Genomic DNA, 26,289 nt, shown 5'->3' with positions numbered 1-26,289 from the left:
TACCTTGACTATGACATTAGCGGTTTCCTAAAGATAAGGGGACAAATAAAGTGATTTGTTATAGGGCAACTTTTGGCAACTTTTTGGCACCATTTGACCGTTTTTCGGTGTTACTATGGTATCAAGGATGGTAGCGAACATCGCAATATGTAGGTGTTTGGAGTGGGGACAAAAATATACAACGGAGGTGAATTTCCTCCGTCACTCGCTCATCTATCCCGCTCCATACACTTATCAGGTAACGGGAAGTCTGCGATGTAGGCCCACTATGGGTCTGCCGAAAGGCTGGCAGGCCCAAAGGTTCGGAGTTAGTCCGAACCCCCCGGATGAGGGTGTCACGGGTGACCAACACCCTCGTACACCCTCATTTGCTTCTTTAAAATTACTCGTTTATATTGTCTTAATCCTCAAAGTGGTCAGTGGGTTGGATGATTGTTTCACAGACAGGGCATTGGATTAAGCTGTTAAGATTAAGATACTGTTTTTTGTCGACTTGAAATACATTACCACATTGACATGCTATGGTTACGATTTCATCCAATGGCTTCACCCACCTTACTCTTGCTTTAGTTTTTGGTCTCTTTAGAGTGGGAAGCATAAGATAACCGTTTGATAAAATTGATAATGCCTTTTTTTGTTTGTGGATCTAGGTACTTCTCATATAAATTGATATTAACCGGATAATTATGACGCTCATCTCTGTTGTTTGAATAATTTATTTTTTTAGCTTCCATAATCGTGTCCTCCTTTGAAGTAATATAAAAGTGTATAAGCGATGTATCTAATTAGACGCGAAAATCCTTTTTCCTTCTTCGTTCATGAACACTTTGTTAATCCAATGTAATCCAAATATATTAAAAAATTATCATTTTAATAAGAGATTAGATATGCGCGCTAGCCTGAGAGTGAGTAGGGGGATTCGATCCGCATAAGGCGCTCGTGGATCGAATCCGCTACAACCCGGATGAGAGGGCAACCGGGATAACAACCCTCTCCCAGGGCCAAAGGCCCAAAAAATTACACCGTAACGTTCTCAAACGACCGCCTTTATTTCGTCGTTCGCTTCCTTTTGGATGACAAGGAGTGGGTAGCCCACAAGACCGAGCCATTATTCGCATTCCTGGGAGTGATTCTTCTGCCGCCAACAGACCCAACAGGGGTCTTTTTTTATTGCCATCCTGGGTTGTATGGTGGGGGCCTAAGTGCCCAACGATCACGGGTTCGATTCCCGTGCAACTCACCAATCCTTTTCTAGCGGTATGTCATGCAGCCTCTTTATCAACAGGAGAAACATGCTCTATCCGATTTTGACATGTGGCGTGTGGAGGATGCCCTTTCTTGTCTTATCAGAAGGTTGATTTACCCTGAAAGACCATGTGGAGAAAAGCAGTAGTCGATCGACTGTGGAAACAAAGTTTCTCGGTTTTAGCTTTATATTTAGAAGAAGAATGCCATGTGTCTGTGAAAAACAATGTAGGAGGGGTTAGTTACCCCTTCTACTGGATTTTTTCTTTAAATCAAGAAGGCTACCGACCTTTCGTTAGATCAGGCAGCCTTCTGACGTTCCGGGTTGGAACTGATTCAAAATGTTGATTAAGGAACGAATATGGAAATAATGGCAGTCTAAAAGAAATGAATCCGAAGAGAGGGATTCAGACGTGCCGGATTGGATTGAAGTCCTATTACGAACCCTTACAACCGTCGTGGTGCTACTGATCTTCACCCGGCTAATCGGTAAAAGACAACTTTCCCAACTCTCTCTGTTTGAATACATCACCGGGATCACGATTGGAAGCATCGCCTCGTATGTTTCATTGGAATTGGACGCCAAGTGGTATTTGGGAATTGTTTCTTTAGCTGTCTGGACGGCTGTAGCCATCGGAATTGAGTATATGCAGCTGAAAGGCAAAACCCTCCGGAGTTGGCTAGACGGACGGGCAACCGTTCTCATCAAGGACGGAAAGATCCTTGAAGACAATTTGAAAAAGGAACGGATTACAACGGACGAGTTGTTGGAGCAGTTGAGAAAGAAGAATATCTTTAAGGCGGCCGACGTGGAGTTTTTGCGATTATGGAAACAAACGGAGAAATCAATGTTCTCCTGAAAAAGGAAAACCAACCTATCACCCCCAAACACCTCGGGATCAAGGTGAGTCCGGAACAAGCACCGCAAGCGGTGATCATGGACGGGAAAATCCTGGACGAGCCTCTCACCGTACTTGGATTAAACCGGAAATGGCTTCACACTGAACTGGAAAAATTAGGGGTCGCGCCAGGTGTGTTCAAGCTGGCTGACGAGAAGAAGAAAAAACTGACACCCGTACAGCAGGAATATCAACAGCTTGCCAAAAGCAAAGAGCCACCCCGGCCAATATTCAAAAATTGTTTCCGTGCCTTCATCGCGGGAGGAACTATTTGCTTGGTCGAACAGGGGCAGCGATCGAATTTTCCTTTATCTCTTCATTGTTCGTCAAGCCAAAGGGATAACAGGATCGAAAAAGACACACGAGCAGACGATGTGGCAACAATATTATGATATTGGTTTGGATCAAAGGATAATACTATTCAAACCAATTAAATACATCAGATTTGTTTTCAAAGGGCTACAAGATAAATGGGAAGTATTGGGGCAGTTTTCCATCGAAATGACACAAACGTTCAAATTTCAATTTCATGAGTCGCCAGATCCTCAGTGTATAGGAACGGACAAAAAAACCAAAATGGTGGTTCAATCGATCCCGCCGATCCGGATGAAACCGGGTAACCAACCCTCTTCCAGGGCCACAGGCCCAAAATACTACGCCGATTTCTCTTGATAACGACTACGTGCCATCGGTTTCCTCCTCTTGGGTGACGGCGGTTGAGGATGTACGCAAAACCACAAAGGGCGAGCCATGATCCGCTGACCCATTAGGGTCTTTTTTTATTATGGGGAGGGGCCTAAGTGCCCAACGATCACGGGTTCGATTCCCGTGCAACCCACCAAAATGATACCGATAGAGATAAAAAAGCCGGTCGACAATAGATCAAAAAAACCTTACCGAGATGGTAGGGGCCGAGGGTTGTCGTTATAAGACATACAACAGGATATGTAACAGTCTAACCTGTTGACAAAAATGGGCTGAAAAGGTACCCCCGCCCCATCGGGCAGGGGTTCCGCCTTTGCATCGAGGCCTTAGTAATTTTAGCCTCATTAATGTCTTGACCAAAATTAACAGAAAAAATTCATTAGCTACAGTCGAAAAAAACCGATCGTCTGATCGGCTAATGTGAAGCTCATAGGGAAGCACCGGGATTACTAACCCTGAGAATAAAGTATTCATCCTATGCTCTGATTAGTACAGAGCTGTGTATAAAATGTGAATAATTTGTGGATAAAGCCCACCTTAAAGTGAGCAAAAAGGGGTGTTAGGCATGTGACAATATTATGTTGGTTTGGATCAAGGGGTGATAAAAATTGGCTTATCCTAAGGTATAAAAATAGCTGACGAGGCCACACATTAGTGTAGTCTCGTCCTCAAGAGGGTGATACGTGGACGCTACCTAGGATTGGTGGGTAACCTAGGTGTGCATTATCATAAACGTTTTAACCCCCGTTCAACCAAGGCTGGTATCGATATACTAGAGAAAACCAGTGGGTGAAAGCATTAGAAGAAAGGGCTTAGGATTCAGCGTTTTTTGCTATAACGTTGAATGGCTGGTTATGCAGCCAGTAGCCAATAATCGCAAAAAAGAGTGAGAAGAGTGGGAGCAGCACCGAAAAACGCGCCTGTTGTCAAAAATAAAAAGCCGTCTTTTCGCAGGAAGGTGGAGAGTATTCTCCGTGAATACCCTGTCCTAAAAGCGGCAATTGAAAATGAACGACAATTGGAGCGGGGGGGGCTTGGGAATCTGTTCCCTTCTTGCACTCCACTATATGAGGAGTCGGTGAGTCGTGGATTTAGTGCGTACCAATCCACTACAGAACGATATGCCATCATCCGGGCCACTAAGATAGTTAGACTCCAACAGATTGAGTGAGCATTGTTAGTGTTGAATCTGGACGAGCGGTTTTTAATCGAAAATCGGTACTTGAATCAATCTCCTGTGGACGACATGATTGTTTGTGATGAGCTTGGGTGGAGTAAACGTACCTATTACCGGATCAAAAAGCGAGCGCTGTACAAGTTGGCAATGGCGTTGAATTTAATATAAGATAAAAGCCTCCTTAGACCCCCATTGGTCTATAAGTTATAAGCCCGCTGATGGTTTTTAACGACCAGTATGGGGTACTTCGTCATTCGATCACGGTAAAAACTTCAACTCTCTGATTGGCGTATCGATCACATCAGGATCATTCAGCGGCGACCATAAGATAAACTGTGTAGCGTCTCCGGAGTTGACTACGGGCGTATTGTTTTTTTGAATAGAGTCTTGCTGCAAGAGCACGTTCACAACGGAGGAATTGACCTCTCCACCGGACGAAACATTGTTCACCTTGACAATTAAAGGAATGATCATGCGTACATCCCCTTTATACGTTCATTTGGTTTGGCTTCTCCCCAACCATAATAGTCGTTTGATAAAAAAATGGTTCCAACCATTTGGCATCGGTATTTAGCCTAGACCAAATGCCTCTATTTGGCAACTTTCGGCAATCGCGACTTATTGATGTAGGTGAGATGGGGCCGGAAGGGTTCGGAGTTAGTCCGAACGACCCGGATGAGGGGCAACCGGGTAAACAACACCCTCCCAGGGCCACAGGCCAAAAAAAACCAAGCCGATTCCTTTTGATAACGACCTGCCATCGGTTTCCCCCTCTCCTTTTGATGACGGCGGTTTAGGATGTACGCAAAACCACAAAGGGCGAGCCATGATCGCTGACCCGTATGGGTCTTTTTTTATTATGGGTTGCTTGGTAGGGGCTAAAGATGCCCAACGATCTCGGGTTCGATTCACGAGCATTGTTTCACAAACGAAACCAACTATTTTTTCCTCTCCACGAAGGAGTGGCCGTCATGCTTGGATCGTGGGTGCTGTTTCGATTTGACGGCAGGGTTCGGTTGGGGTATGTGGATAGAATGTATATGGATTCGGTTTGGATTTATGAACCGGAATGTGGTTGGCATCATACAAGAGCTAGGAAAGGATGTGGCGCTTGCTCCTGACATTCTGCACGACGAAGATCGCGCAGCGTTGATTGATATAGCTTTGGATATGAAAGACCGGGAATGGTTCTATTCCCTGGTCAAGTGAGGGGGTTTCCTCATGGAGTTTCTGTTGAGCTTTGTTTATTTTGGTTTGGCTGCTCATATGCTTGATGCTTTCCGTCATTATTGGCGGGAAGGTGAAATATTTTCAGCTGGTTGGAATCTAGCATGGGGAGCAACAATATTATTAATCGGATTGGCCATTTGATTGAGAGAGTGGTGACATTGTGTTCTGGTTTGGACTGATGATCGGGTTTATGTTCGGTTTCTCTATTGCAGTGTTTGGGGTGTTAGCTTTTTGGATTTATGCTGTGACTCATAGGGGTTGAGGTTGAGGTGGTGGCTATGTAATGGGTAAACGCGGGAAGAAAATCGACGATAAAACCCGTGAGGAAATCAGGGCCTATTATGCAGCGTGTGGGAGTAAAAAGGAGACGGCACGGAAATTTGGGGTATCTCCTTCCACGGTAAAGAGGGTGAGGAGATAGATTCGGAAGAGTTGGAAAAACTTCGAACCCAAAAAATAGCCGATCACATCGATCAGGCCTGGGAGATCATCAATCTATACATGTATCATCTGAAGAAAACGGAAACGCTGCAAAAGGCCACACCACATTCCGCTGCCGTGGTCATCAGGACCATGTGGGACAAGATCCATAAGAAGCGTAAACTTGATCTGAAGGAACAGGAGAACGAGATCAGGCGGCGTGAATTGGAGCGCAAGGAACGGGGATTGTCGGACGAAGCGGTCGAGAAGGTGGTCGATCAGTTTGTCCGTGCTTTGGGCGTTGATCCATCCGATGTGTGGGAGGGAATCGAGAACGAGCGGCCACCGGAGGAAACAGCAGAAGAAACTAAGTAAAAAAAAGAGCGGGGTGAGTCCCCGCAATTACCTGAGAAGAGAGACCTGAAAACGAGGGCAAGGGGATGTTCAGAGCCATGTGAAGACATCCGTCGCCACCAATAGCTCGATGCACTTTTTTATTATAAGTCGAACGCGAAAACTATATCAATGAACAATCTTTGAAATAGATACGCGGTGGCCAACTGACTAGCTGGTCAACTTCCGAGAATCCCAATTGCAGGTATTCAACTAATCGAATCTGGGCCGTTACCTTAAGACGGTGATCTCTTTGATATCTCTTCATAGCTTCTTCCAAGCCAGCTTCAAAAAATCCATCCATTGGTCCATGATAGTATCCAGCCGCTCGCGGCGGTTTTGATCCAAGAGGACCAATGATCCTCGATCTCTACGAACCAGTGTTTTCGGAAGCCCCTCACCCAGACTCAGAATAGGACCTTCAATGTATACCCGGGTTCCCAGAGGAACTTTAGGAAACAGCGTCTTGATATCCCTATTCAGTAAGCGAATACAACAGTGGCTGGCGTGACGGTCGATGGAAAGGGGCCGGTTTGTTGTTGATCGTCAATGACAATACATTGCTGAACCATGGATGGAATTTGGCCGCTTCTTTCATCATAGATGGTTTACGGATAATATACCTCAGGGTAACCGATCGGTTTCCCGAACTGATTCAGCCGTCCACCTACCTGAAGGGGTTTTAAGAGCGTGTTCAAGAGAAGCAGTGTATACGGGTTAAAAACAATGTATTAATCTCGCAGTTGTATGACAATACTAACTGATCGAAAGCACCTAAAAAGCTTGTCCGGGAGATGGCTATATGAAAGTAACATACAAGTATGAAACAGGAGAGTTCAACTTTGTTACAGGGGATAGAGTAAAGATTGTTGTAATCTTCGATGCTCGAGAAGGACAGAACCCAATTTCATACCATGGAGAGATAACAAAGGTTGGGAAAGACGGGTTCTGGGCTGTATTGGACGATGCCAACCCGTGAGCAATTTTTTGCTTTTGTAGAAGTCGAGGGGGTAGGAAGCGAAAATTCGCTAAACTAAAAATTAATTATGGTTGGGTTCCGAATAATCGTCTTTGGGTACGACCGCGGGCACCACGGCGGTCGTCCAACTGTTAGGGAAAATCGTAGCCGGGGCGACCGCTTACGCATCATACTGGGATTGTTACTACTATACGGAAAATCCTGTAATCCGCATCACGAATTTTTCTGCGTTTTGCAAATGTAATTCAGCATAATCCTGCCAGCGTATGATGTTTTCAATAAACGGCTTGTAAGAAGCAACGGCGGCATCCCTCATAACATTTAAACCGGTACGAACGCTACGATCTCTCCGTTTGGCGTTTTGTATGCAGGCGATTAGGGTTTTCAATATTGATGCTTCACGCTCTCCGTTCAGCAACCTTTGCGCTGATCCGGCCGCCGTAATACGATGGTAGGACGCTGGAACAAGATGCGAATGCATTTCTGTATTTCCTTTTAAATCTTTCGTTTCGGGAATATGAAACAATTGTGTGCTCATAGAACAAACCATCTGTTCGCTGTAAAGGCTACTGTACATCTCATCCACAACAGGTTGCCACTTTTCATTTTGTCTCAATAATATTTGCCTCAATAATAACGCCCTCCCAAAAACTAAGATTCGTCCGTAAGATGTTTCAAAAGTTACAAAGGTGAAGTAATCCCGCTAGCACATCTTGTTTCTGTGTTTCCCGATAATACAAACAGTTTATATAGATACCTTAATTGAATACTCATTAGGCACAGAGTAGCGAAGCTCGATTTTGGTATCTCTTACTAAAAAATGGAAAACGACATCAGAAAAGTTCCTAGAAGTATAAGGGGTATAACAATGATTTAGAGTCACTATAGGAAATATTGGGACAAATCGTTGCCGTACCCCTTATACGTTATGATACATTAGAATGAAAAACGAAAAACCAGCTCCTCGAACCCCCCCATAACCTAAGTCGTTCTAATGTAACACAATGAAATGTAGGGGAGGTGCGTTCTTAACCTTCGTGATTAGGTGGTTCTTCGAACCGAGGGCTCTCCGAGGCAGAAGGGGATGGACGGGGAGAGTTCCGGACATCACGAACCTTCTGTGCCTGTTCTGAATAATGGGCACCATCATTACGTTTGTCTAATTTCATTTTCTCTTGTACGAATTTATAAATCTGGTCATAATCTACCGCTTGTTCTAATGCATTGGTTATCGCTTTCTTCAGATCAGAGTCTTTAATGTTATTCATTTCAAAAGCGTCACTTACGATAGCTTGGAAATCAGGTTTCAATTCGTTTTTATTGTTAGATATAGAGGCAGCACCAAGGTATGAGCTGCTAGAAGAGCTGTCCCATGTAGGATGATGTCTTCTTTGTTTCCGTCGATAATAGTAGATTATCTGCGGATTCACCATGTTAGAATCCATATGCCACCATGGGTAATACAAAGCCTTCACTCCTTTTGGTTTTGATGGTTAAACCCGACATTGGTATTGTATGCCCGTCTATCCGCAGAGTCACTGGTGCAAAAGCCCGTTTTTCCATCATACAGGCGTGCACCCAAACCTTACCTGGCTTCTTCTGAAACGGCAAAAGGAACGCTTCGGCTTTGAAAGACGTATCGCTGGATGCTGGATACCTGACGAGTCCAATTTGCCATGTCTTGAAAGAGCAAGGGATGTTTGTCGTCATCGACCACCGACGTTTCCACTCTCAAAAAGGATTGTTTCACAAATGGCATTTCAAGTACGACGCTGAGTCGTGACGTATACATATGTCCGGGAAAACACGAACTGACTTACCGAACCACTAACCGCTAGGAATACCGGGAATACAAATCCGATTCGCAAACATGCCGGGATTGCCCGTTTTTATCCCGGTGCACGCGTTCGAAGAACCATGTGAAAACCATCACATGTCACGTATGGTAAGATGCTAGGGAGAGGATTCACCAAAACCGGTTAAGCGAGCGGGGAAAAGCGATCTACAAGCGAAGGAAAGAAACGATCGAGCGGAGTTTTGCAGCTGCAAAGGAACTACACGGACTTCGATACGCACGGATGAGGGGGCTTGCCAGAGTAACGGAGCAATGCCTCCTTACTGCCGTGTGCCAAAACATCAAGAAAATGGCCTTCCTCCTCTCTGTCCGATTTTCTCTATTTTCTTCCAATCCCCATACAAAATCCAGCGGTTTTTCCGCTGGGTTTGTCAATAACCACCGGGAATTACCCTCCCGGTTATTTTTTTATGTTCGTAAGTGCCCGTATGGCTTCCCTGTTTTCAAGGGTTTTCTTCAAAGCAAAATGTGTTTCTTCTTCCAACCGCTTAAAGTTGGCTTCGATGTCCGCAAGTTTGGCGTCTATCCCATCAAACCGGGCTTCAAATTTCCTTTCAATGCCGTCAAGTCGTGCATCCAGCTTTTGGACGGCTTCCAATATGGCGTTCAACATTTCTTTTTCGCTCATATCGGTTTCCTCCTCGTGTCCCCTCAGTTATTCCATTCTACATGATCATTCATTTATCCCGCCACTTTTCCAAAATTCAATTCTCCCTGCATCAACCGACGAGCATACCGGCTACAGCACGTAACATACACCGTGGCCGGGTGAACAGCGATGATTCGGGAACATTTGACGCATTGGTATTGGATCATGCCTTTCATCTTCTACCCTCCTTAGGAAGCTCCTTTCAATTCACGCAACGCGTTGCGGGCGTGATTCTCCCGGCAACCTGCGATACGTTGGAGTGTCGGTCTACCTGGCCATTTGCCATTTTTCCGGTAAAACTCCTTTGCCTTCTCCTTCACGTATTCCAAATCAGGATTATCTTTCACCAGTTGAAGGTGACGTTTCTTTTTCTCACCACCAGTTTTGGTGGTGTCACCAGTTTTGCTGTTGGTGTTGATGTCACCACCAGCTTTCCTGGCATCACCAGTTTGACTGGTGGAACTGGTGCTGGTGGCGCTGGTGGTGATGGTGGTGTTATCACCAGCGTTGGTTCTGGTGGCGAATGCTTCCTTATTCTCTGTCATCCAGCTTAACAATAACTTGATACAGAGGAGAGGGAACACAGGGGCGCTACCCGCAATGATCCCTTCCTTTCCATCATTCCAGCAAGCGCGCACGTTTGACCACTCAGTAAAGGCGAACCCAAACGCAAAACAAAACCAAACGGGAATCCCGACTTTGATTTGACGAGTGATAGCATTGGATATCACCAGACTGGAGACCGCGAAAAGCGTGTCCACTCCGATCACTGCCATGTGAGCAAACAGGCCGAGAAAACCGACCATTCCTTGAAAAAACTCCAACGTGATGATACGAGATCGCCATGTTGCAAAAGAAAATTATGTAAGCACTGATTACGATAGTGCGGTATAATACCAAGGAAAGACCTCCTTTCATTTTCCATATGAGTCCATATATATGAAGAGCCGGTACGCGACCGGCTCTATTTAACTATTCACTTACTCAGTTTGATTGCTGCCGTTTCACCGGAGAGGAAACCGCCTTGGCCGATAAAGGTAAAGGACTCAACGGGTTTTTCCGGTACATCAAACACGATTTTTCCCGTTTTCGTAGCGTGTGGGTTGATCGGTTTGAGGAAGAACCCGAGCGCATCACCGCCCGTTCCATTAACCCATGTATCCGCTGTCGGATCAGCTTCATATTCCGCACCGTCTTGATCTTTCAACTTAGTCAATGCGGCATCCATCGTGATTTTTTCCTTACCGTTGTTTTTCACTTCCACTTCAACGACTAAGTATTGGCCTGCGCCCGGTTTGTATTCACCGCCCATTGGATCTTTGATTACTTTTTTGGACTCAACGCTGACGACTCGGTATGAAAGATCGCCCGCATTCACGACATCCCCAATTTTCGCCGCCGCTTTCTTTTCACTTATGTTTCCGGTTGAGTCAACCGGATCACCGGTTTGCGCAACCGGAGTTGTATTTGTTCCCGATCCGTCGCCACCGATAGCGGTCACACATGCACCCACCAACAGGAAAAGACCGAAAACAGAACCACAACCAATCATAAGTTTTTTCATAGTTGTTCCTCCTCTGATTCTTCTTGCACTTCCTTGATCATTTCTTCCAAATTCGATTCATAAACATGCCAAATTCTCGAAACTTTAACGCCTTTTAAACGCCCCTCCCGAAGCCACTTTTTGACGGTCACGAGGCTAACAGACAATTGTTCCGCAACTTCATTTGGTTTTAATAACCTTCCTTTTGTCACCCTTCCCCCTCCTATTTAATCGCCACGGTATGAATTTATTAGAGGCCTAATAAACGGTCAAAGCCCTCATATGGATACATATCTGTACATATGAGGGCTTTTCTATCTCGATTTTCCTTATATGGGAGAGGGAAATCAAAGTCTAAATTTGTTGTTTTATAACGATGAGCTTCCTTTTATTCATTCAAACGAAACAACACGTTTCTCCCGATGGCTCCTTATGGCACATTCTATTACCTTGATCACGTCACGGGCTTCCTCAGCGGTGACGGGTGCCGGTTTTTCCGACCGTATGGCCTCGGCGATCCCTTCATAATACGCGTGATAGGTTCCCGGCAGGGTTTCTACCCGTCCTTTTACCGATAACCCGCCAAGCTCCACGGTGAGTTCCCCGTCATACTCTTTCTGACCTATTCCATATCCCGGCTCCCCGGGGACCATTCCCTGTTTCAACTGATCTTCCTGCGGGTCCAGTCCGTATTTGATGAAACTTCCTTTTTCCCCGTGAATCTGAAAGCGCGGACCTTCTCCTCTGACCAGCGATCCGGAATGGAGAACGACCTTTAAACGTCCATAATCCAACACAAGGTGGAAATAATCCACAGTTTGGGCACCTGTCCGTTGCGCCGCCAAGTCGGCCCAGACGGTTCGTGGCGGTCCGAAGAGAACCAATGCTTGGTCGATCAGGTGGGAACCGAGGTCGTACAATGTACCCGCGCCCGGAATGTCGTGCTCACGCCAGCGGTCACGCACTTTCGGCCGATAACGGTCATAGTGAGCCTCATACAAAGCGAGTTCTCCCAGGCACTCCGACTCGATTAACCGCCGTACGGTGAGGAAATCATTATCCCAGCGACGGTTATGGTACACGCTGAGCAGAACGCGGTGTTTTCGTGCCAAATCGATCAGTTCGTCCGCCTCTTCCGTGGTAATGGTAAAGGGCTTTTCCACCACCACATGTTTGCCTGCCGTTATCGCTGCTTTGGCGTACGGATGATGGAGGGTGTTGGGGGTGGCGACCACAACTAAGTCGATGTCCTGTCGTGCTAACAGCTGATCCGTCGTGGAAACGACGTCCACATCCGGAAGATCGCGCAGTACTTTGTCCGGATTGGAGGAAACGACGGCAGCCAGCTCCAACTCTTTTACCTGTCGGATCAACGGGGCATGAAACACCTTGCCCGATAAACCGTAACCGATTAAGCCTACTCGAATGGTCATCCGTTTTCTCCTCCCGTTGCGATCAAAATTTGTACGTCGTGTTGTTCCAATATGTTTCGAAACGCATCGTCCGGCTGTTGTTCCGTCACGATGATGTCGATGTCTTCCCAGGAACAAACGGAGTGGAACAGGGTCTTACCAAACTTGGTGGCGTCCGCCAACACTACGGTTCGGTCCGCACGCCGGATCATTTCCCGTTTGACGAATGCTTCTTCCGGATTTGAACTGGTCAATCCCTCTTCCGTCAATCCGCATGCGCCGAGAAACACCCAATCTACCCGGTATTGGCGAAGCATCTCCACGGTTTGCGTACCGACGATGTTTCGGTGCCAGGGATTCAGTTTTCCGCCTAGCAGATAGACGGTGGCTTGATCACTTTTGCCCAGTGCATCGGCAATATCGATCGAATTGGTCACGGCAACCAAGTCACGGACATAAATTTCTTCCGCTGCGCATTTTACGGTAGTGGACGCATCAAACAACACATAATCACCGTCACGGATCAAAGTGGCAGCCGTACGACCGATCGCCCGCTTGGCTTCATGATGGACACGGTCTTCATAGCGAATAGCCTCACGGGTCAATGTCGGGCGGATGGCGCCTCCCCGTACACGGACGATCAGGCGCTCTTCTTCCAACTTGACCAGATCGCGCCTGGCTGTGTCACGCGATACGCCGAATCGTTCACAGATTTGCTCAATACTGATCTTCCCATGATGTTTCAGGTGTTCCAGAATCGCCAACAACCGCTCTTCCTGTGTCAAATGCATCCCCTTTCATTAAAATCACGTACGTCATTATAAGTGTAATCCTTAATCAATCAGTGTACAAGTCTGCAAATCTAGTTGTTAAATGCACGACGGTTGGCTTGATTATGCAAACGGGCCCTACGCACACCTCCGAACCATCGACAGGGGATCTCATTTTCCTGAAGAAGAGAACTAATATTGCCGATTATAATTCAAAGTAATTGACAAATAGGAATTATCCCTTTATATTGTGAAGTAACATACAGAAACATAAATAAACATTAACAAACATCTTCTATGTTACTTTTTCACATTGACTTTGGGCAGGAGGATCACTCATGTTGTCCGCCGAACGCAGGCAGAAGATCATGCAGATCATCGAGCAGGAGGGCGTGGTGGAAATCAACCGTCTCGCCGAGGAATTCGGCGTTTCGACGATGACGATCCGCCGCGATCTCGATTGTCTGGAAGCTGAACAAAAGATTATTCGCACCCACGGCGGCGCCATGTTGCGTCAGGACAACCTGCGCGAACATCCTTTCGGTTGGAAGGATGAACGAAACGTGGCCCAGAAGGAGGCGATTGCCCGACTGGCTGTCACCCTGATCGGGGAAGGACAGAGCATCATTCTCGATGCGGGATCGACAACGTTGCGTCTGGCTCGGGAATTAAAGCGCTTTCAAGATTTGTTTCTCATCACCAACGATATCAAAATCGCTTCCGAGGTGGTGGATACACCGGGAATCCGAGTCTTGTTGACGGGTGGGGAACTGAAGCCGCAAATCTACAGTTTGGAAGGTCATTTCAGCTTGTCGATGTTGTCTCAGTTACATGTGGATACAGCGTTTATCGGTTGTGACGCGTTCGATGCGGAAAAGGGGGCGATGAGCAACAGTTTGTCCAAGGTGGCGATCAAACAGGCCATGCTGAATTGCGCCCGCCGACGCATCCTGCTGGCGGATGCGAGCAAGTGCGGTCAACGGGCTCTGGCTACTTTTGCTGAATGGGATCAATTCCATGCGATCGTCACTGATGAAAATCTTCCTGTGGAGTTTCAGGAACAGTGCCAACAGTGGGGAATCGAGGTTCTTATAGCCGGAAACGGGGGGAAAGTTCATGCGGAAACTCGTGGTGATCGCGGATGACATCACCGGCGGCAATGCTACCGGCGTGCTGTTGGCCAAACTAGGGTGGAAGGTGTTGACTGTACCGGATCACCAAGTTTCCATCACTGGTTCGCTTGAAGGGCACGACGCCGTCGTGTGGAACGCGGCTACCCGATTGCTACCGGCGGAAGAGGCCGGATTGCGTGTACGCCGCATGACAGAACTGGTCCTCAGTCACGAAAGTCGTCCGCTCTTGGCCAAGCGGATCGACAGCACCCTGCGCGGTTCGATCGGCAGGGAGACGGAAGCTGTATTGCATATGATGCCGCCGGAGACGATCGCTGCCGTGGTCCCCGCATTTCCTGAATCCGGACGTTTTACCAGAGGAGGTGAACTTTTCGTTTACGGTGTGCCGGTACACCAAACCGAGGCCGGACGCGACCCGTTCACGCCGGTGAGGACATCCCGTGTGGTGGACTGGATCCAATCGCAGACATCTCTACCGGTGGGATTGCTGGAGACGGGAAAATACACCATCCAAACGGATTTGCGAAGGGAACTTGACCGTTTGATTGCACTCGGCCACAAGCTGATCGTCTGCGATGCCGAGTCGGATGAGGAAATCGAGAAGCTCGCCGAAGTATGGGCAGGGTTGGATATTCCGGTTCTGCCGGTGGACCCCGGTCCATTCACAGCAGCCTATGCTGCGGCCAAAAACGCGGAGAGAAAACGGATACTGCTCGTCTCCGGAAGTCTGGCGGAAACCGCGCGCAAACAATTGGACTATCTCGAGCAATCCTTTCCGGTCGGAATGATGACGGTAAACGTGGACCGATTGACGGACGGTGCCCAGGACTACATAGCGGAAGTGGTTCACCGTGTAAAAGAGCTGACGGAACAGTTCCAAGTCGTCGGGTTGCGAACCGACGGAGCGCCGACGAACCGGTGTGACGGACACACTGTATCCCAAGCGGTTGCCCGATTGGTGATGAAACTGATTCATCGTTATCCGTTTGACGGGCTGTATTTGTCCGGTGGAGAAGTGGCCTTCACAACTCTTCAAGCCATGGAGGTAAAAGGTTTGCAGTTGATGGGAGAGGTTCTTCCACTTTGTGTGATGGCCAAACTGGTCGGAGGTCCTTTTCAGGGCATGCATATCATCACCAAAGGGGGCTCCGTCGGGGATGAAGCGGCCATTTTGACAAGTGTGAAAGCGCTTTTACGACAGGGAGGAGAAATAAAATGGAACAGAAACGACCCATATTGGGCATTACCATCGGAGATCCGGCGGGTATCGGGCCGGAAATCACACTAAAAGCGTTGCAGGAGAAAGAATTTTACGAGACAGCCAAACCTCTCGTCATTGGGTCCATCCCCGTGTTGGAGATGATACGGGAACGAATCGGAAGTTCGTTGCGCTTCCACCGGGTTCAACATCCCGGAGAAGGGGTGTACACACACGGTACCGTCGATGTATTGGATCTGGACAACATACAGATTGACCGGTTGAGGCTGGGGGAAGTGCAAGCAGATTGCGGACAGGCGGCGTACGAGTACATCCGCAAAGCAACCGAATTGGCCTTGGGAGGAGAAATCGATGCGGTGGTAACGGCACCGATCAACAAGGAAGCACTGAAGGCGGCAGGGGTACCGTATATCGGGCATACGGAAATGTTGGCCGATTTGACCGGTGCGAAACAGGAGATGACGATGTTTTCGGTTGAGAACGTCAAAATCTTCTTTCTCACGCGTCACCTGTCGTTAGTGGAAGCTTGCCGGAAAATCGGGGATCCGGATTTTGTCCTGAGTGGCATCCGGCGATCCTATGCATCCTTGTCCCGCCTCACAGGCGGAACCCCCAAGTTGGCCGTTGCAGGACTCAATCCCCACGCAGGTGAAGGGGGGTTGTTGGGCAGGGAGGAGATTGACGCCATCCAACCAGCGGTGAAACAGGCGCAAGCGGAGGGGATGGATGTTGTCGGGCCGATTCCTGCCGACTCGGTGTTCCATTTTGCCCGGCAAGGTGCGTATGACGCGGTTTTGTCCCTGTACCATGATCAAGGGCATATTGCAGCCAAAATGATCGACTTTGAAAAAACGGTCTCCATCACATTGGGATTGCCCATCCTGCGAACCAGTGTGGACCACGGTACCGCTTTTGATATCGCCGGTCAGAATCTGGCCTCGCCAGTTTCGATGAAGGAAGCGATTCGGGCAGCAGTCGCATACGCAGGCCGATATCAAAACGTGTGAAGGGGGAACTCCCCCTTTCGCTACCTCTTGTTGAAAGCGTTGTCAATCCAGATCGGGAGGGATCATGATGCACGTGTCAAAGTGGATACGGATCATTCCCGTTGCGTTTGTCATGTACATGTTGGCGTACATGGACCGGATCAATGTCGGCGTCTTGCTGCCGGCCATGCAGAAGGACTTGCACCTGTCCGCTTCGGCTGCAGGGGACATCGCCGGTATTTTCTTCTGGGGTTACATGATCTTGCAGATCCCCGGCGGTATTTTGGCCACTCGTTGGTCGGCGAGAAAACTGATTTTCATTCTGATGTTGCTGTGGGGATGTGCGGCGACGGCATCCGGTCTTGTACAAACGGAAGCGCAATTGAAATGGGCGCGCTTCTTGCTCGGTGTGGCCGAAGGAGGGGTATGGCCGGCCGTGCTGGTCCTGTTGGCTTCTTGGTTCACCAACCGGGAACGGGCACGGGCGAACGCCATATGGATGTCCTGTCTTCCGGTATCAGCAATGTTGATGGCACCCTTATCCGGTATATTATTGGAGTATTTTGACTGGCGAACCGTCTTTGTGATCGAAGGACTGCCCCCACTGATCTGGGCTTTCGTCTGGTTGGCGGTCATTAAAGATCGTCCGACCGAAGCAAAATGGATGAATGAAGACGAGCGGAAACAGTTGATGGAAGCGTTGGAAAGGGAGCAAAAGCAAGTCCCAACCAAATCGGGTGGTTTCAGCGATGCCCTACGCAGTCCGTTGGTGTGGGGTTTGGTGTTGATGTACTTCTTGTGGATCACCGGTTTTTACGGTTACACGATGTGGGTACCCAGCGTGGTTGGTACGTTTGCAAAAGATCCTGCTACCATGGGGTGGTTGACGGCAATCCCGTTCGTCTGTGCATTGGTCGCCATGGTGGTGAACTCTCACTGGTCCGACCGACGGATGAATCGGATTCAGCATGTGACGATCCCCTTGCTGATTGCATCTGCTGCAATGATCGCGGGACAATGGGTGGAATTCCCCTTATGGCAGATGGTGCTGCTGTCCATCACGGCCATGGGCGTATATGCTCCCTACGGACCGCTGTGGGCCATTCCCACGGCCGCGTTTCCCGTTTCCGTAGCAGGGGCGGCGATGGGTCTGCAAAATGCGGTCGGCAATTTGGGCGGTTATTTTGGTCCCAAGTTCGTGGGAATGTTGAAGGACGCAACCGGGAATTACCATGCGGGCTTTTATTTCCTGGCAGTTTCCCTCTTGCTTGCTGCCTTGACCACATGGGTGATGGTAAGGGCATCCAAACCCGGCGCCCGACAAACAAAAGAAACATCCATTTGAGACTCCACAAGCCTGAAGGCGTGGGATTCTTGGGTAGTTAGCGCCCTCAGTCCATTTCTGTTTCGGGCAACTCCCAAGTTCAGGGCTGTCTCATCAGCCCGTCCCATGCAGTTAGAAATGTACCCACATGGGCGGCGTACCTGTTACCAGTACGCTAGTTTCTTTATCTCACTCTCATGGTTTTACCCAGCAGGAGAGATTAATTCGCTACTGGAACCCCATACCATGACGTTTTTAAGGAACGAACTAACCCACTACCAGTGGGATGAGCACCGCTCATACGTTCGATTATACCTTCTATTGGTTGTTCTTTCCACCCCAAAAAGGGGTGTCGAGCAACGCCGCCTTTCATCCCACGATTAAAACCGTGGGCTTTCAGGCGGCAGTTCCTGTAAAATGGAACCAGCTCATTTGAAAGGATTGAGTGGCCGATGTGATTCACGTGTGCCCATCCGAACAACGAAATAAAGAAGGAGGGCAAACGTGAACCGGCGATCGTTCCATTGGTTGTGGATCGGTCAATCCTCAGCCAATTTGGGGGATGCGTTTTATACGCTGGCGGTGGTTTCCCACCTATATGAACTGACACACTCAGCAACTTTCGCCGCGATGGTTCCACTCTTGCGGGTAGGCGCGATGTTGGCGGGCGGACTGGTCGCTCCGCTCGTCATGGCCCGTTTCTCTCTCAAAGGAATTTTGTTTTCCTCCCAATGGGGGCAAACGGGCTTGTTGGTCATTTTGTATGGCGCGATATCCGTTTCGGTTTCACACGTCACCGAGATCATGGCGATTTTCGCCGTCATTCTGATGATGGCGTTTTTGGACGGATGGACGGTACCCACCCGCAATGCATTGGTTCCCCGCTTGGTTCCCGAAAACCAGTGGGTCAAGGCGAACGGTTGGTTGCTGACGAGTGACCAGATCGTCCAATTGGTCGGGTGGATCGCGGGAGGAATGTTGTCGGCGGAGTGGGGCGCGAGGGAATTGGTCGGATGGACCTTGGGGATTTTCCTTTTCTCTTCCGTCTCTCTGTGGTGGGTGAAAGATACCGGACAGCCCCGGGAAAGTTTCGACAAGCTTCCCAAGCGGGAGCAATGGCAAATTGGATGGAAAACCCTCTGGACGCGTCGCATCCTGCGTCGTTTGGTGATGGCAGACATATTGGATACGACTGCGGGAAGCGTGTGGGTCGGGGCACTGACTCTCGTGTTTGTCCGGGAAATCCTGCATCGGGGGCCGGAATGGTGGGGATGGATCAACGGCAGTTACTTCTCCGGCATGATTCTCGGGGGTGTGATTGTCGTGCACCTCTCCCGTCACCTGGAGCACAACCTGATCCGGGCGATGGGATGGGGATCATTCCTCGCCGGCGGATTGGTTTTCATCTATGCGTGGAACAGACATCCCGGCGTCGCGCTGGGCCTCTGTCTGCTGATGGGCCTGCCGTATCAACTGCGCGAAACGGCGCGACGCACCCTGTTGCAAAAAAGTGTGGATGAGACGTTGTTGCCGCATGTATTGGCGGCACATGGCAGTCTCATCTACGCGGCGTTTGGATTGTCCGTGTTGGGCATGAGTTTGGCGGCAGATCTGTGGGGAATCCAGACGCCGTACCTCATCAGCGGTCTGATGCTGACAGGAGCGGCGGTCATCGCTCTGACCACCTGTACAAACGAATGAGAGACGATCCAAAGCCGTTTCCGCATGGGAAACGGCTCATTTTATGGACAAGGGACGTGATCTCCGATCTCCCATTCGGCGTCTGCGGCTGTTGCTCGCAACGCGGTTCCGCTACCATCCCGGCGTACTCTCCCATGGAGGAAACTCGCCTGGGAATCGTCAGACACGTGTTGGACTGCGCTGTCAGCAGTCCCAGCGGTTTCCTTCGTATAGACATTTGATATACTATTTTCAAATGAAGAAGAAAGGGTGAGGGGAAGATTGTCATCGGATACGTATCGGTCTATTATGGAAAAAAGTTTCGGTCCTCTGGAAACACGGGTGATGGAAGTATTATGGAGCAAACGGACGGCCACCGTTCAAGAGGTAGTCGATGAGCTGAATGATGAGAAAAACTATGCCTACACCACCATCCTGACCATCCTTACACGTTTGACACGCAAAGGTGTACTGATCCGCATCAAAGAAGGGAGGATGTACCGGTACCAGCCTCGGTATACGAAGGAAGAGTGGGTAAAAAAGGTGACCTCCCAGGCCGTTGAAGGATTGCTCTCCGATTTCGGGGAACTGGCGATCGCCCAGTTCGTGGATACCGTGGGCAACACACCGGATCAGCTGGAAAAATTGAAACGCCTGATTCGGGAGTTGGAGGGGAGAGAGGAGGATTGACCAAAAACGCTTTTGCCTCTCTGCTTCAAATCAGTACGGTTGTCGGAACAACACTGCTGACGGTATGGGTATTGTCGACCGATGCTGTTATCCGAACAGCTATCGATTGGGTTCACCGATGTTGTGGTGTCATCTTTAGGAGCGGGCAGATCCCTGAGATTTATTATCTGTTCACATCGTTGTTTGTGGTGTGGGTGTTTCTTTTCATCTGGCGCGTCCGAACCATGGTCCGCCAAACCCGACTCTTTTTGGACACACTCCTCCCCTTGAAAGTGAATCATCCGGTCCATCCGGTGTTGGTTTTTTTCCAGCAAAAGTATGGAGTTCCGGTCATTGTGTTCGACCATACCCGACCATTGGCGTTTTCTTACGGATGGAAGCGTCCAAATATCGGGATCAGCACGGGGTTGATCCAACTGTTGAGCCCACTAGAGTTGGAAGCCGTGTTGGAACATGAATATCATCACTGTCTGGCGCGTGATCCGCTGAAAATGTTGTTTGCGGCGGGAGCGGCCACAGCTTTCTTTTTTCTGCCGGTCGTATACCGTCTCTGTCAGCGTTATTGTTTGGAAAAAGAGATTGAGGCTGATCGTCGGGCAGCTGAAAAAGTGGGCGCCAAAGCGGTGGCTGCCGCTTTATACAAAATCACCGCTTTTTCGAGTGGGGGACTTTCCGTCATACCGCGGTTTGACCAGGAAGGACAAAACGTCCTACGTGTAAAGGCATTGCTTTCCGGAAAACCCGATTTCCCCAAAATTTCGATAGCGGATTGGATGTGGTCCGGGATCAGTTTACTCCTGTTGGCCGCTGTCATGGCTGATCTGATCAGCGCCATGTCCGTCGGACCGTTTATGCACATTTGTTTGCTTCCGTTGACATGGTAAAAAGATACTACTACAATCGTGTAGTAGTATCTTTTTCTTTGGAGGACGAAAGGAGCTACCAGGATGAAACGACAGTGGATCACAGGATTGCTCGCGTTCGTTTTCGCTGTTTTCGTCACAGGTTGCACAGGAATGTCGCATGATCAGCAATCCCCTTCGCACCAACAACACGACGGACATGAGCAGGATCACACGAAAAAAACGGCGGCGGTAAAAACGAACTGGTCATTTTCACCGCAACAACCGAAAGCCGGGCAGTCTACTTCTCTCTCCATTCAAGTGGTGAAACCGAACGGAAAACCGGTACATGATTTTACCATCAATCACGAAAAAAAGATGCATCTGATTGTAGTCAGCAAAGATCTCTCTTTCTTTAACCACTTGCATCCGCAGTATAAAGGAAACGGATCGTTCCAAGTCAATATACCGTTCCCGGCCGGTGGAGAATATCGGTTGTTTGCCGATTTTCAACCGAAAGGGGACGCCCAGGTGACCCAAATGCAAACCGTCGCGGTGAGTGGTCCTGAGTTGGGCGAAAAACCGATTCAGCCAGATACAGAACTGACCAAAGTGGTGGACGGCAAGAAGGTGACGCTGTCCTTTGATCAGCCGCTGAAGGCGAAGAAACCCGTCATGTTAACATTTTCTTTCCGTGATGTCCAAACGAATCAACCGATCAAAGATTTGCAACCATACTTAGGGGCAATCGGGCATGTGGTGATATTGGATCAGAACGCCAAGGAATATCTGCACGTCCATCCGATGAGCGAAAACACGACGGGTCCAGATGCGCAATTCCATGCAGAGTTTCCTCACAGCGGAGTGTTCAAGGTGTGGGGGGAATTCCAACACCGTGGCAAGGTGTTAACTGTACCGTTTGTCATTCGAGTTTCGTAGGAGCTGCTTGCATCGGCTCCTTTTTTCTATTTTGCCCCCCATTTTCCGACGTTTTCAGCATGTCCCCATCCCTTTCTTCGACCAGTGAATATGCTATTCAACATGATCAACCGTTTTCGGTGAAAGAAAAGGGGGCAAATCATGCGTGATGTCGGGATGGACCATTTAGCGAAAAAACCGGAACATGAGCAGGAATGGACCAATACCGGATTTTCGTCTTGTTGAAGGGCGTATTCCAATACCTCACATTCAATCAGAGGGTCTGGGAGCAGGAACCAATGAAGAGATTGGTTTAACAAAAGAATTATGGCTTATCGGCACACAGGATTTTGGCATCCCATGGATACGTTACGTGACAAAGAGATGTTGGAACAATGGTGGGCCGATGGTACGCCGTGGAAGGTGTGGCAAAAAGAGTGACTGTGAAGTTTTGGCTAGGCAAAAATGTGTTAATAACTGAGCACGGCCGGATTTAAGGGCTCATGGTTATGTCTGTTGGTTGTTGAAAATGGAGGTGCAATTGATTGGATACAGATTGCTTCTCCGTATCATCCGTGTTTGTTTGAACAGTTGCATCTCGACAAGGAGATGCCGTGCATCCAAAAGGATATTCGTGATCCGGACAGGATCAGGGAAGCGATCCAGCAACACCGACCTCATATCATAATTCATTTGGCCACACAGCCGTTGTGCCCCGCTCGTGTCAAGCACCGAACATTTACGGCATCGTATTCTTGTATTCTTGTACGCGATTGTTAAGAGCCGGTTGCCTTCTTCATTCGTTAAATCCCGAACATAAATAGTCATAGATCTCACCCGTTGAAATAAAACAGGCTTTTACAACTTTCGGTACGATGACCCCAAATCCACTATTATCCACCATGAATCAGCCCTTCCGTGGCAGGTTTCGAGGAATAAAATAAAATAACCAAATATTTTAGATCAGTATCTTGATCAGCAGCCCTTGATTTCCGGCGTGATGATGTCGTCATTATGCCACCGGAGAATAGAGCGGATCTGAATCCGTCTGGTTATGCTGAACACGGTAAGTATGTAGTCATACAACAGGGAAGCAGCCGTAGGGTTAACCGATGGAGCTCGGGTAAGGGATCGTGGAGGAAGTCAATGCCGCCCCCAGTAGAACTACATCCATACCAACCGTAAATTAGATTCCTTTATTACTAAAAAAGAGGAGTTTGATTATGAACCATACCGCCGTTATTCACAGCAAATGAAAATGGGAAACCCCCTCATGGATGATCCAATAGCTGTACCCAAAGCAAAAAAATGGAGAGTAGAAGGTGGTATTATGTCCATAAAAAAACACCACGTTAAAAGCAAGCTAGCGGTTGCTTACCAGCTTATTCACACTCCTAAGATCGCCGCCCATATTCCTAAAACAGAGCTACTTTACAAAAATTCGTTGAAACGAATGATTAAAAAATATGATAAGGTCTACCTCAAACCAGACAGGGGAAGAAAATCCAGGGGAGTGATACGGATAGAAAGGTTAAAAGATGACCGATTTAAAATAAGGTACGGATCACACAAGAAATACGCAGATCGGAAGGAAATATGGGAAAAAGTGGATAGTCTTACAAAAGATAAAAAGTACATTATTCAACAGGCCATTGACAGTGTGACAAAGGATCGGCGACACTTCGATCTTCGTTGCCATGTTCTGAGAATCCATGGTAAATGGGTGGTTGGTGGGATTTGCGGAAGGTTGGGGGCGCCGGGAAGTATTGTGACAACATCTCATTTGGGCGGTACCCCGACACCCATCTACACACTCTTTACCCGACATTTGAAATATTCCAGTAAAGAATCGATAAAAATGATCCTGCAATTGAAAGAGTGTGCCCTTAAAACGGTCAAGGTTGTGAGTCAAATGTATCCGAATCTCAAAGAATTCGCCGTGGACATGGGAATCGACCGCAAGAAGAGGATATGGATTTACGAGGTAAATATTGAACCGCTGACTAAGGGGAATTTCAAAATGTTACCTGATAAAACTCTGTATCGAAAAATTCAGCGCATGAGGAAGATCGCAAAGTAAAAGTTTCTTCCCCCCAAAAGAGACATTTGTTTCTGTATTTTAAACCCGTTGATAGGCTTTTTTTATTTTCGTCGGAGTCTAAGCAAATGATTAGGTAAGCACATATAGTAAAGTGATTAATGAAGGTGTCTGGCAAGAGTATTCGATCAATTGCGAGCGAGACGGGCTGTTCCCGTAATATGGTTCGCTATCTCCGTGTATTGGGACTTCCGGAAGGGAAACCCCACCGGATTGAATTTACTTTAGATGAACAGGACAACTTTATCTTACTCCAATTCAAAACCGGCCAAAGATTATTTGTACAAAGCCTATTACCAAGAGACAATCCATAATCCCTTCCTTGCGGGGCTATTTCGCCAAAGAAGGGATGAACCCTTTTAAGATGGATTTGAGGGTCTAATCAGAAATACTTTACTGGTAAACTCAGCAAATGGAGGGTATTGTATGCCACGCTACATCACTGATATTCGTAAGATTGGAGCAATTCCGGAGGATAAGCGTGAAAAACTGAGAGCGATAACGGAAAAATTCGTGTTTCGAATCAATGACTATTATCTCTCCCTAATTGATTGGGAGGATCCCGACAATGATCCGATCTATAAATTGATCATCCCCAATGAACGGGAATTAGACGAATACGGCAAATGGGATGCATCCGACGAACACACCAACTACGTCGTACCGGGCTGCCAACATAAATATGGGACCACGGCACTTCTCCTGGTATCGGAAGTATGCGGAGCTTATTGTCGTTTCTGTTTCCGCAAACGCCTGTTTCGCAACGATGTGCATGAAACCTCCATGGAAGTGAGCAAAGGCGTCGAGTATATCGCCAATCATCCGGAGATCAACAACGTGTTGTTAACAGGCGGAGATTCGTTGATTTTAGCGACCGGGAAAATCAGGCAGATTCTGAAAATGCTCCGTGCAATTCCCCATGTCAAGATCATTCGCTTCGGCACCAAGTTGCCCGCGTTCAATCCGATGCGTATCTACGAAGATGAGGAGCTGCTCCAAACCTTGTCCGAGTATTCCAGGCCTGATACGAGAATCTACATTATGGCCCATTTCAACCACCCGCGGGAATTAACCGACGAAGCGTACCGAGCCATTGACGCTTTACAACGTGCCGGGGTCGTTTTGGTCAATCAGACACCGGTTCTACGCGGAATCAACAACGATCCGGAGGTGCTGGCGGAACTTTTGGACAAACTCTCGTGGGCCGGCGTCACGCCTTACTATTTCTTCCAAAACCGCCCTGTCGCCGGCAACGCCAGTTTCGTTTTGTCTCTCAAAGAGGCCTATGAAGTGATTGAAAAGGCGAAAACCCGTACTTCCGGTCTGGGCAAACGGATTCGCTACGTGATGAGCCACTCTTCGGGCAAGATCGAAATTCTGGGGGTCGATCAGGGGAAAATATACCTAAAGTACCATCAGGCCCGTCATCCTGACTACTACGGTCACTTCATGGTGTTGGACTGTCCCGACCGGGCCACCTGGTTCGACGATCTGCCGGGTGCCCAAGCCATACTGGAAGACCAGAAGTGAGGTGATCGTTTAATTCGAAATACGATGACATACAATTAGTTTGTCCTTTTGAATAATTGAACTTTTGAAATCAAGAAGAAAATGACCAGCACCACTTGGATGCCTTGATTTCTAAGAAACTGAGCTAATATCAGCCAATAATGGCCAGTGGGTTCCAATCCGAAAAGGACGTGCGTTTTCTCATGTTCCGCCTGAAGTGTTCGAATCCACCGAATCAGCCGGTTGAACCCGGCGTATTGCTCCAATTTCAGATTTTGCTTATTCTTCATGTGAAGTACCTCCTAGTTATTGAGGGGTCAGTGCTAGCACCTGACACCCCGTATGTAGCAGGAGGTGCTTCTCTTTTTCAAAACGCCTCTTTATTTTGTTACAGGAATGCTTAGCGTACAGGATACTGGGTTTTTTGTTGTGTCGGATGTGTTAGCTTACAGTAAGGTAGGCCGTCATTCCTCTCCATCTTCCAGCCGGAAGATTCGGGCAACGAATGAATCGCCCTATTTTGACATCCCGTTTTAGTGACATGCTATTGTCCCTTTAACTTTCGCTGCTAGGTAGGTGCTTGACCCAGAAGTCTTTTCTTCCGAACTTCTCC

Annotated in this window: 32 protein-coding genes and 2 pseudogenes; 20 read left to right on the top strand and 14 right to left on the bottom strand. The window is 48.2% G+C overall.

The window, feature by feature from the left end:
* Positions 1 to 566 precede the first annotated feature (566 nt).
* Positions 567 to 734 carry a hypothetical protein gene (locus KI215_RS08380; protein ID WP_212772318.1) on the bottom strand — a complete coding sequence of 56 codons (168 nt, stop codon included), beginning with the start codon at positions 732 to 734 and terminating at the stop codon, positions 567 to 569.
* 924 nt (positions 735 to 1,658) lie between these two features.
* Between KI215_RS08380 and KI215_RS08375 the strand changes: the two are divergent.
* From KI215_RS08375 to KI215_RS16305, 3 genes and pseudogenes are all read left to right on the top strand, one after another.
* Positions 1,659 to 2,272: pseudogene (locus KI215_RS08375) on the top strand (DUF421 domain-containing protein); the annotation flags it as partial.
* Positions 2,273 to 2,342: 70 nt separating this feature from the next.
* Entirely contained in the window at positions 2,343 to 2,816 is a 474-nt protein-coding gene (locus KI215_RS15940) for a hypothetical protein (protein ID WP_246512317.1), read from the top strand.
* A gap of 1,213 nt (positions 2,817 to 4,029) precedes the next feature.
* A complete protein-coding gene (locus tag KI215_RS16305) occupies positions 4,030 to 4,194 on the top strand; it encodes an ArpU family phage packaging/lysis transcriptional regulator (RefSeq protein ID WP_212772317.1) in 165 nt (54 codons plus the stop codon).
* Between the two features lie 90 nt (positions 4,195 to 4,284).
* Here the strand turns inward: KI215_RS16305 and KI215_RS08365 are convergent, their stop codons facing one another.
* Positions 4,285 to 4,500, bottom strand: coding sequence for a hypothetical protein (locus tag KI215_RS08365; protein WP_212772316.1), 216 nt, complete (start codon positions 4,498 to 4,500; stop codon positions 4,285 to 4,287).
* 501 nt (positions 4,501 to 5,001) lie between these two features.
* Here KI215_RS08365 and KI215_RS08360 point away from each other — a divergent pair.
* The 4 genes from KI215_RS08360 (at position 5,002) to KI215_RS08345 (ending at position 6,051) form a co-directional block, all read left to right on the top strand.
* Positions 5,002 to 5,235: an IDEAL domain-containing protein gene (locus KI215_RS08360; RefSeq protein ID WP_212772315.1), complete on the top strand. Its 234-nt coding sequence runs from the start codon at positions 5,002 to 5,004 to the stop codon at positions 5,233 to 5,235.
* 12 nt (positions 5,236 to 5,247) lie between these two features.
* Positions 5,248 to 5,397: a hypothetical protein gene (locus KI215_RS08355; protein ID WP_212772314.1), complete on the top strand. Its 150-nt coding sequence runs from the start codon at positions 5,248 to 5,250 to the stop codon at positions 5,395 to 5,397.
* A 142-nt stretch (positions 5,398 to 5,539) separates the two neighbouring features.
* Positions 5,540 to 5,677 carry a helix-turn-helix domain-containing protein gene (locus KI215_RS16300; RefSeq protein ID WP_212772313.1) on the top strand — a complete coding sequence of 46 codons (138 nt, stop codon included), beginning with the start codon at positions 5,540 to 5,542 and terminating at the stop codon, positions 5,675 to 5,677.
* 11 nt (positions 5,678 to 5,688) lie between these two features.
* Positions 5,689 to 6,051, top strand: coding sequence for a cyclase family protein (locus tag KI215_RS08345; RefSeq protein ID WP_212772312.1), 363 nt, complete (start codon positions 5,689 to 5,691; stop codon positions 6,049 to 6,051).
* Between the two features lie 142 nt (positions 6,052 to 6,193).
* Here the strand turns inward: KI215_RS08345 and KI215_RS16295 are convergent, their stop codons facing one another.
* On the bottom strand, positions 6,194 to 6,427 hold the full coding sequence (locus KI215_RS16295) for a peptidoglycan-binding domain-containing protein (protein ID WP_420830190.1): 234 nt from the start codon (positions 6,425 to 6,427) through the stop codon (positions 6,194 to 6,196).
* Complete coding sequence (locus KI215_RS16290; RefSeq protein WP_212775129.1) at positions 6,334 to 6,588, bottom strand: L,D-transpeptidase; 255 nt, start codon at positions 6,586 to 6,588, stop codon at positions 6,334 to 6,336. The genes KI215_RS16295 and KI215_RS16290 overlap by 94 nt, the downstream gene beginning before the upstream one ends.
* Positions 6,589 to 6,871: 283 nt before the next feature.
* Between KI215_RS16290 and KI215_RS08330 the strand changes: the two genes are divergently transcribed.
* Complete coding sequence (locus KI215_RS08330) at positions 6,872 to 7,048, top strand: hypothetical protein (protein ID WP_212772310.1); 177 nt, start codon at positions 6,872 to 6,874, stop codon at positions 7,046 to 7,048.
* A gap of 187 nt (positions 7,049 to 7,235) precedes the next feature.
* Here the strand turns inward: KI215_RS08330 and KI215_RS08325 are convergent, their stop codons facing one another.
* A complete protein-coding gene (locus tag KI215_RS08325) occupies positions 7,236 to 7,679 on the bottom strand; it encodes a hypothetical protein (protein WP_338048291.1) in 444 nt (147 codons plus the stop codon).
* A 397-nt stretch (positions 7,680 to 8,076) separates the two neighbouring features.
* Positions 8,077 to 8,514, bottom strand: coding sequence for a hypothetical protein (locus KI215_RS08320; protein ID WP_212772309.1), 438 nt, complete (start codon positions 8,512 to 8,514; stop codon positions 8,077 to 8,079).
* A 161-nt stretch (positions 8,515 to 8,675) separates the two neighbouring features.
* On the opposite strand from KI215_RS08320, the pseudogene KI215_RS15935 reads away from it, so the two are divergent.
* Positions 8,676 to 9,198: pseudogene (locus tag KI215_RS15935) on the top strand (transposase); the annotation flags it as partial.
* Between the two features lie 105 nt (positions 9,199 to 9,303).
* On the opposite strand, the gene KI215_RS15930 reads toward KI215_RS15935, so the two are convergent.
* From KI215_RS15930 to KI215_RS08285, 7 genes are all read right to left on the bottom strand, one after another.
* Positions 9,304 to 9,531 (bottom strand): hypothetical protein, encoded by a 228-nt coding sequence (locus KI215_RS15930; protein WP_246512316.1) that lies wholly within the window; start codon positions 9,529 to 9,531, stop codon positions 9,304 to 9,306.
* Positions 9,532 to 9,584: 53 nt separating this feature from the next.
* The gene (locus KI215_RS08310; RefSeq protein ID WP_212772308.1) at positions 9,585 to 9,728 is read right to left on the bottom strand and encodes a hypothetical protein; all 144 of its coding nucleotides are present in this window, start codon (positions 9,726 to 9,728) and stop codon (positions 9,585 to 9,587) included.
* 12 nt (positions 9,729 to 9,740) lie between these two features.
* Positions 9,741 to 10,358 (bottom strand): hypothetical protein, encoded by a 618-nt coding sequence (locus tag KI215_RS08305; RefSeq protein ID WP_212772307.1) that lies wholly within the window; start codon positions 10,356 to 10,358, stop codon positions 9,741 to 9,743.
* 170 nt (positions 10,359 to 10,528) lie between these two features.
* Positions 10,529 to 11,116 carry a DUF4352 domain-containing protein gene (locus KI215_RS08300; RefSeq protein WP_212772306.1) on the bottom strand — a complete coding sequence of 196 codons (588 nt, stop codon included), beginning with the start codon at positions 11,114 to 11,116 and terminating at the stop codon, positions 10,529 to 10,531.
* Complete coding sequence (locus tag KI215_RS08295; RefSeq protein WP_212772305.1) at positions 11,113 to 11,307, bottom strand: helix-turn-helix domain-containing protein; 195 nt, start codon at positions 11,305 to 11,307, stop codon at positions 11,113 to 11,115. Before KI215_RS08295 ends, KI215_RS08300 begins: the two co-directional genes overlap by 4 nt.
* A 180-nt stretch (positions 11,308 to 11,487) precedes the next feature.
* A complete protein-coding gene (locus KI215_RS08290) occupies positions 11,488 to 12,528 on the bottom strand; it encodes an oxidoreductase (RefSeq protein ID WP_212772304.1) in 1,041 nt (346 codons plus the stop codon).
* Positions 12,525 to 13,298 carry a DeoR/GlpR family DNA-binding transcription regulator gene (locus tag KI215_RS08285; protein WP_246512061.1) on the bottom strand — a complete coding sequence of 258 codons (774 nt, stop codon included), beginning with the start codon at positions 13,296 to 13,298 and terminating at the stop codon, positions 12,525 to 12,527. The genes KI215_RS08290 and KI215_RS08285 overlap by 4 nt, the downstream gene beginning before the upstream one ends.
* 317 nt (positions 13,299 to 13,615) lie before the next feature.
* On the opposite strand from KI215_RS08285, the gene KI215_RS08280 reads away from it, so the two are divergent.
* From KI215_RS08280 to KI215_RS08230, 11 genes are all read left to right on the top strand, one after another.
* Positions 13,616 to 14,422, top strand: a complete 807-nt coding sequence (locus KI215_RS08280) for a DeoR/GlpR family DNA-binding transcription regulator (RefSeq protein ID WP_212772303.1) — start codon at positions 13,616 to 13,618, stop codon at positions 14,420 to 14,422.
* Entirely contained in the window at positions 14,394 to 15,698 is a 1,305-nt protein-coding gene (locus tag KI215_RS08275; protein WP_212772302.1) for a four-carbon acid sugar kinase family protein, read from the top strand. Before KI215_RS08280 ends, KI215_RS08275 begins: the two co-directional genes overlap by 29 nt.
* A complete protein-coding gene (gene pdxA, locus KI215_RS08270; RefSeq protein ID WP_212772301.1) occupies positions 15,626 to 16,636 on the top strand; it encodes a 4-hydroxythreonine-4-phosphate dehydrogenase PdxA in 1,011 nt (336 codons plus the stop codon). Before KI215_RS08275 ends, pdxA begins: the two co-directional genes overlap by 73 nt.
* 67 nt (positions 16,637 to 16,703) lie before the next feature.
* The gene (locus KI215_RS08265; RefSeq protein WP_212772300.1) at positions 16,704 to 17,960 is read left to right on the top strand and encodes an MFS transporter; all 1,257 of its coding nucleotides are present in this window, start codon (positions 16,704 to 16,706) and stop codon (positions 17,958 to 17,960) included.
* Positions 17,961 to 18,443: 483 nt separating this feature from the next.
* Positions 18,444 to 19,640 carry an MFS transporter gene (locus tag KI215_RS08260; RefSeq protein ID WP_212772299.1) on the top strand — a complete coding sequence of 399 codons (1,197 nt, stop codon included), beginning with the start codon at positions 18,444 to 18,446 and terminating at the stop codon, positions 19,638 to 19,640.
* 288 nt (positions 19,641 to 19,928) lie between these two features.
* Positions 19,929 to 20,309, top strand: a complete 381-nt coding sequence (locus KI215_RS08255; RefSeq protein ID WP_212775125.1) for a BlaI/MecI/CopY family transcriptional regulator — start codon at positions 19,929 to 19,931, stop codon at positions 20,307 to 20,309.
* Positions 20,306 to 21,193, top strand: coding sequence for a M56 family metallopeptidase (locus KI215_RS08250; RefSeq protein WP_212772298.1), 888 nt, complete (start codon positions 20,306 to 20,308; stop codon positions 21,191 to 21,193). Before KI215_RS08255 ends, KI215_RS08250 begins: the two co-directional genes overlap by 4 nt.
* Before the next feature lie 63 nt (positions 21,194 to 21,256).
* Complete coding sequence (locus KI215_RS08245; protein ID WP_212772297.1) at positions 21,257 to 22,090, top strand: hypothetical protein; 834 nt, start codon at positions 21,257 to 21,259, stop codon at positions 22,088 to 22,090.
* A 456-nt stretch (positions 22,091 to 22,546) separates the two neighbouring features.
* Positions 22,547 to 22,849 (top strand): NAD-dependent epimerase/dehydratase family protein, encoded by a 303-nt coding sequence (locus KI215_RS16285; protein WP_420830189.1) that lies wholly within the window; start codon positions 22,547 to 22,549, stop codon positions 22,847 to 22,849.
* A 493-nt stretch (positions 22,850 to 23,342) separates the two neighbouring features.
* Entirely contained in the window at positions 23,343 to 24,149 is an 807-nt protein-coding gene (locus KI215_RS08235; RefSeq protein WP_212772295.1) for a YheC/YheD family protein, read from the top strand.
* 444 nt (positions 24,150 to 24,593) lie between these two features.
* The gene (locus KI215_RS08230; protein WP_212772294.1) at positions 24,594 to 25,697 is read left to right on the top strand and encodes a KamA family radical SAM protein; all 1,104 of its coding nucleotides are present in this window, start codon (positions 24,594 to 24,596) and stop codon (positions 25,695 to 25,697) included.
* 35 nt (positions 25,698 to 25,732) lie between these two features.
* Here the strand turns inward: KI215_RS08230 and KI215_RS08225 are convergent, their stop codons facing one another.
* Entirely contained in the window at positions 25,733 to 25,966 is a 234-nt protein-coding gene (locus KI215_RS08225; RefSeq protein ID WP_212772293.1) for an IS110 family transposase, read from the bottom strand.
* Positions 25,967 to 26,289: the final 323 nt, after the last annotated feature.

The sequence above is a fragment of the Polycladomyces abyssicola genome, assembly GCF_018326425.1.
In the GTDB taxonomy this organism is placed as follows: Bacteria; Bacillota; Bacilli; order Thermoactinomycetales; family JIR-001; genus Polycladomyces; species Polycladomyces abyssicola.
The sequence above is the reverse complement of the archived record's forward strand: the minus strand, read 5'-3'. Positions and strand labels throughout refer to the sequence as shown.

Excerpts from the sequence above, each read along its gene's own strand:
- KI215_RS08265 (WP_212772300.1), top strand. The coding sequence starts at position 16,704 with ATGCACGTGTCAAAGTGGATACGGATCATTCCCGTTGCGTTTGTCATG.
- KI215_RS08230 (WP_212772294.1), top strand. The coding sequence starts at position 24,594 with ATGCCACGCTACATCACTGATATTCGTAAGATTGGAGCAATTCCGGAG.
- KI215_RS08310 (WP_212772308.1), bottom strand. The coding sequence starts at position 9,728 with ATGAAAGGCATGATCCAATACCAATGCGTCAAATGTTCCCGAATCATC.
- KI215_RS08380 (WP_212772318.1), bottom strand. The coding sequence starts at position 734 with ATGGAAGCTAAAAAAATAAATTATTCAAACAACAGAGATGAGCGTCAT.
- pdxA (WP_212772301.1), top strand. The coding sequence starts at position 15,626 with ATGGAACAGAAACGACCCATATTGGGCATTACCATCGGAGATCCGGCG.
- KI215_RS08305 (WP_212772307.1), bottom strand. The coding sequence starts at position 10,358 with ATGGTCGGTTTTCTCGGCCTGTTTGCTCACATGGCAGTGATCGGAGTG.
- KI215_RS08330 (WP_212772310.1), top strand. The coding sequence starts at position 6,872 with ATGAAAGTAACATACAAGTATGAAACAGGAGAGTTCAACTTTGTTACA.
- KI215_RS08255 (WP_212775125.1), top strand. The coding sequence starts at position 19,929 with ATGGAAAAAAGTTTCGGTCCTCTGGAAACACGGGTGATGGAAGTATTA.
- KI215_RS08245 (WP_212772297.1), top strand. The coding sequence starts at position 21,257 with ATGAAACGACAGTGGATCACAGGATTGCTCGCGTTCGTTTTCGCTGTT.
- KI215_RS08300 (WP_212772306.1), bottom strand. The coding sequence starts at position 11,116 with ATGAAAAAACTTATGATTGGTTGTGGTTCTGTTTTCGGTCTTTTCCTG.
- KI215_RS08365 (WP_212772316.1), bottom strand. The coding sequence starts at position 4,500 with ATGATCATTCCTTTAATTGTCAAGGTGAACAATGTTTCGTCCGGTGGA.
- KI215_RS08285 (WP_246512061.1), bottom strand. The coding sequence starts at position 13,298 with ATGCATTTGACACAGGAAGAGCGGTTGTTGGCGATTCTGGAACACCTG.
- KI215_RS08290 (WP_212772304.1), bottom strand. The coding sequence starts at position 12,528 with ATGACCATTCGAGTAGGCTTAATCGGTTACGGTTTATCGGGCAAGGTG.
- KI215_RS08225 (WP_212772293.1), bottom strand. The coding sequence starts at position 25,966 with ATGAAGAATAAGCAAAATCTGAAATTGGAGCAATACGCCGGGTTCAAC.
- KI215_RS08280 (WP_212772303.1), top strand. The coding sequence starts at position 13,616 with ATGTTGTCCGCCGAACGCAGGCAGAAGATCATGCAGATCATCGAGCAG.
- KI215_RS16300 (WP_212772313.1), top strand. The coding sequence starts at position 5,540 with ATGGGTAAACGCGGGAAGAAAATCGACGATAAAACCCGTGAGGAAATC.
- KI215_RS08235 (WP_212772295.1), top strand. The coding sequence starts at position 23,343 with ATGGATGATCCAATAGCTGTACCCAAAGCAAAAAAATGGAGAGTAGAA.
- KI215_RS08275 (WP_212772302.1), top strand. The coding sequence starts at position 14,394 with ATGCGGAAACTCGTGGTGATCGCGGATGACATCACCGGCGGCAATGCT.
- KI215_RS08355 (WP_212772314.1), top strand. The coding sequence starts at position 5,248 with ATGGAGTTTCTGTTGAGCTTTGTTTATTTTGGTTTGGCTGCTCATATG.
- KI215_RS15930 (WP_246512316.1), bottom strand. The coding sequence starts at position 9,531 with ATGAGCGAAAAAGAAATGTTGAACGCCATATTGGAAGCCGTCCAAAAG.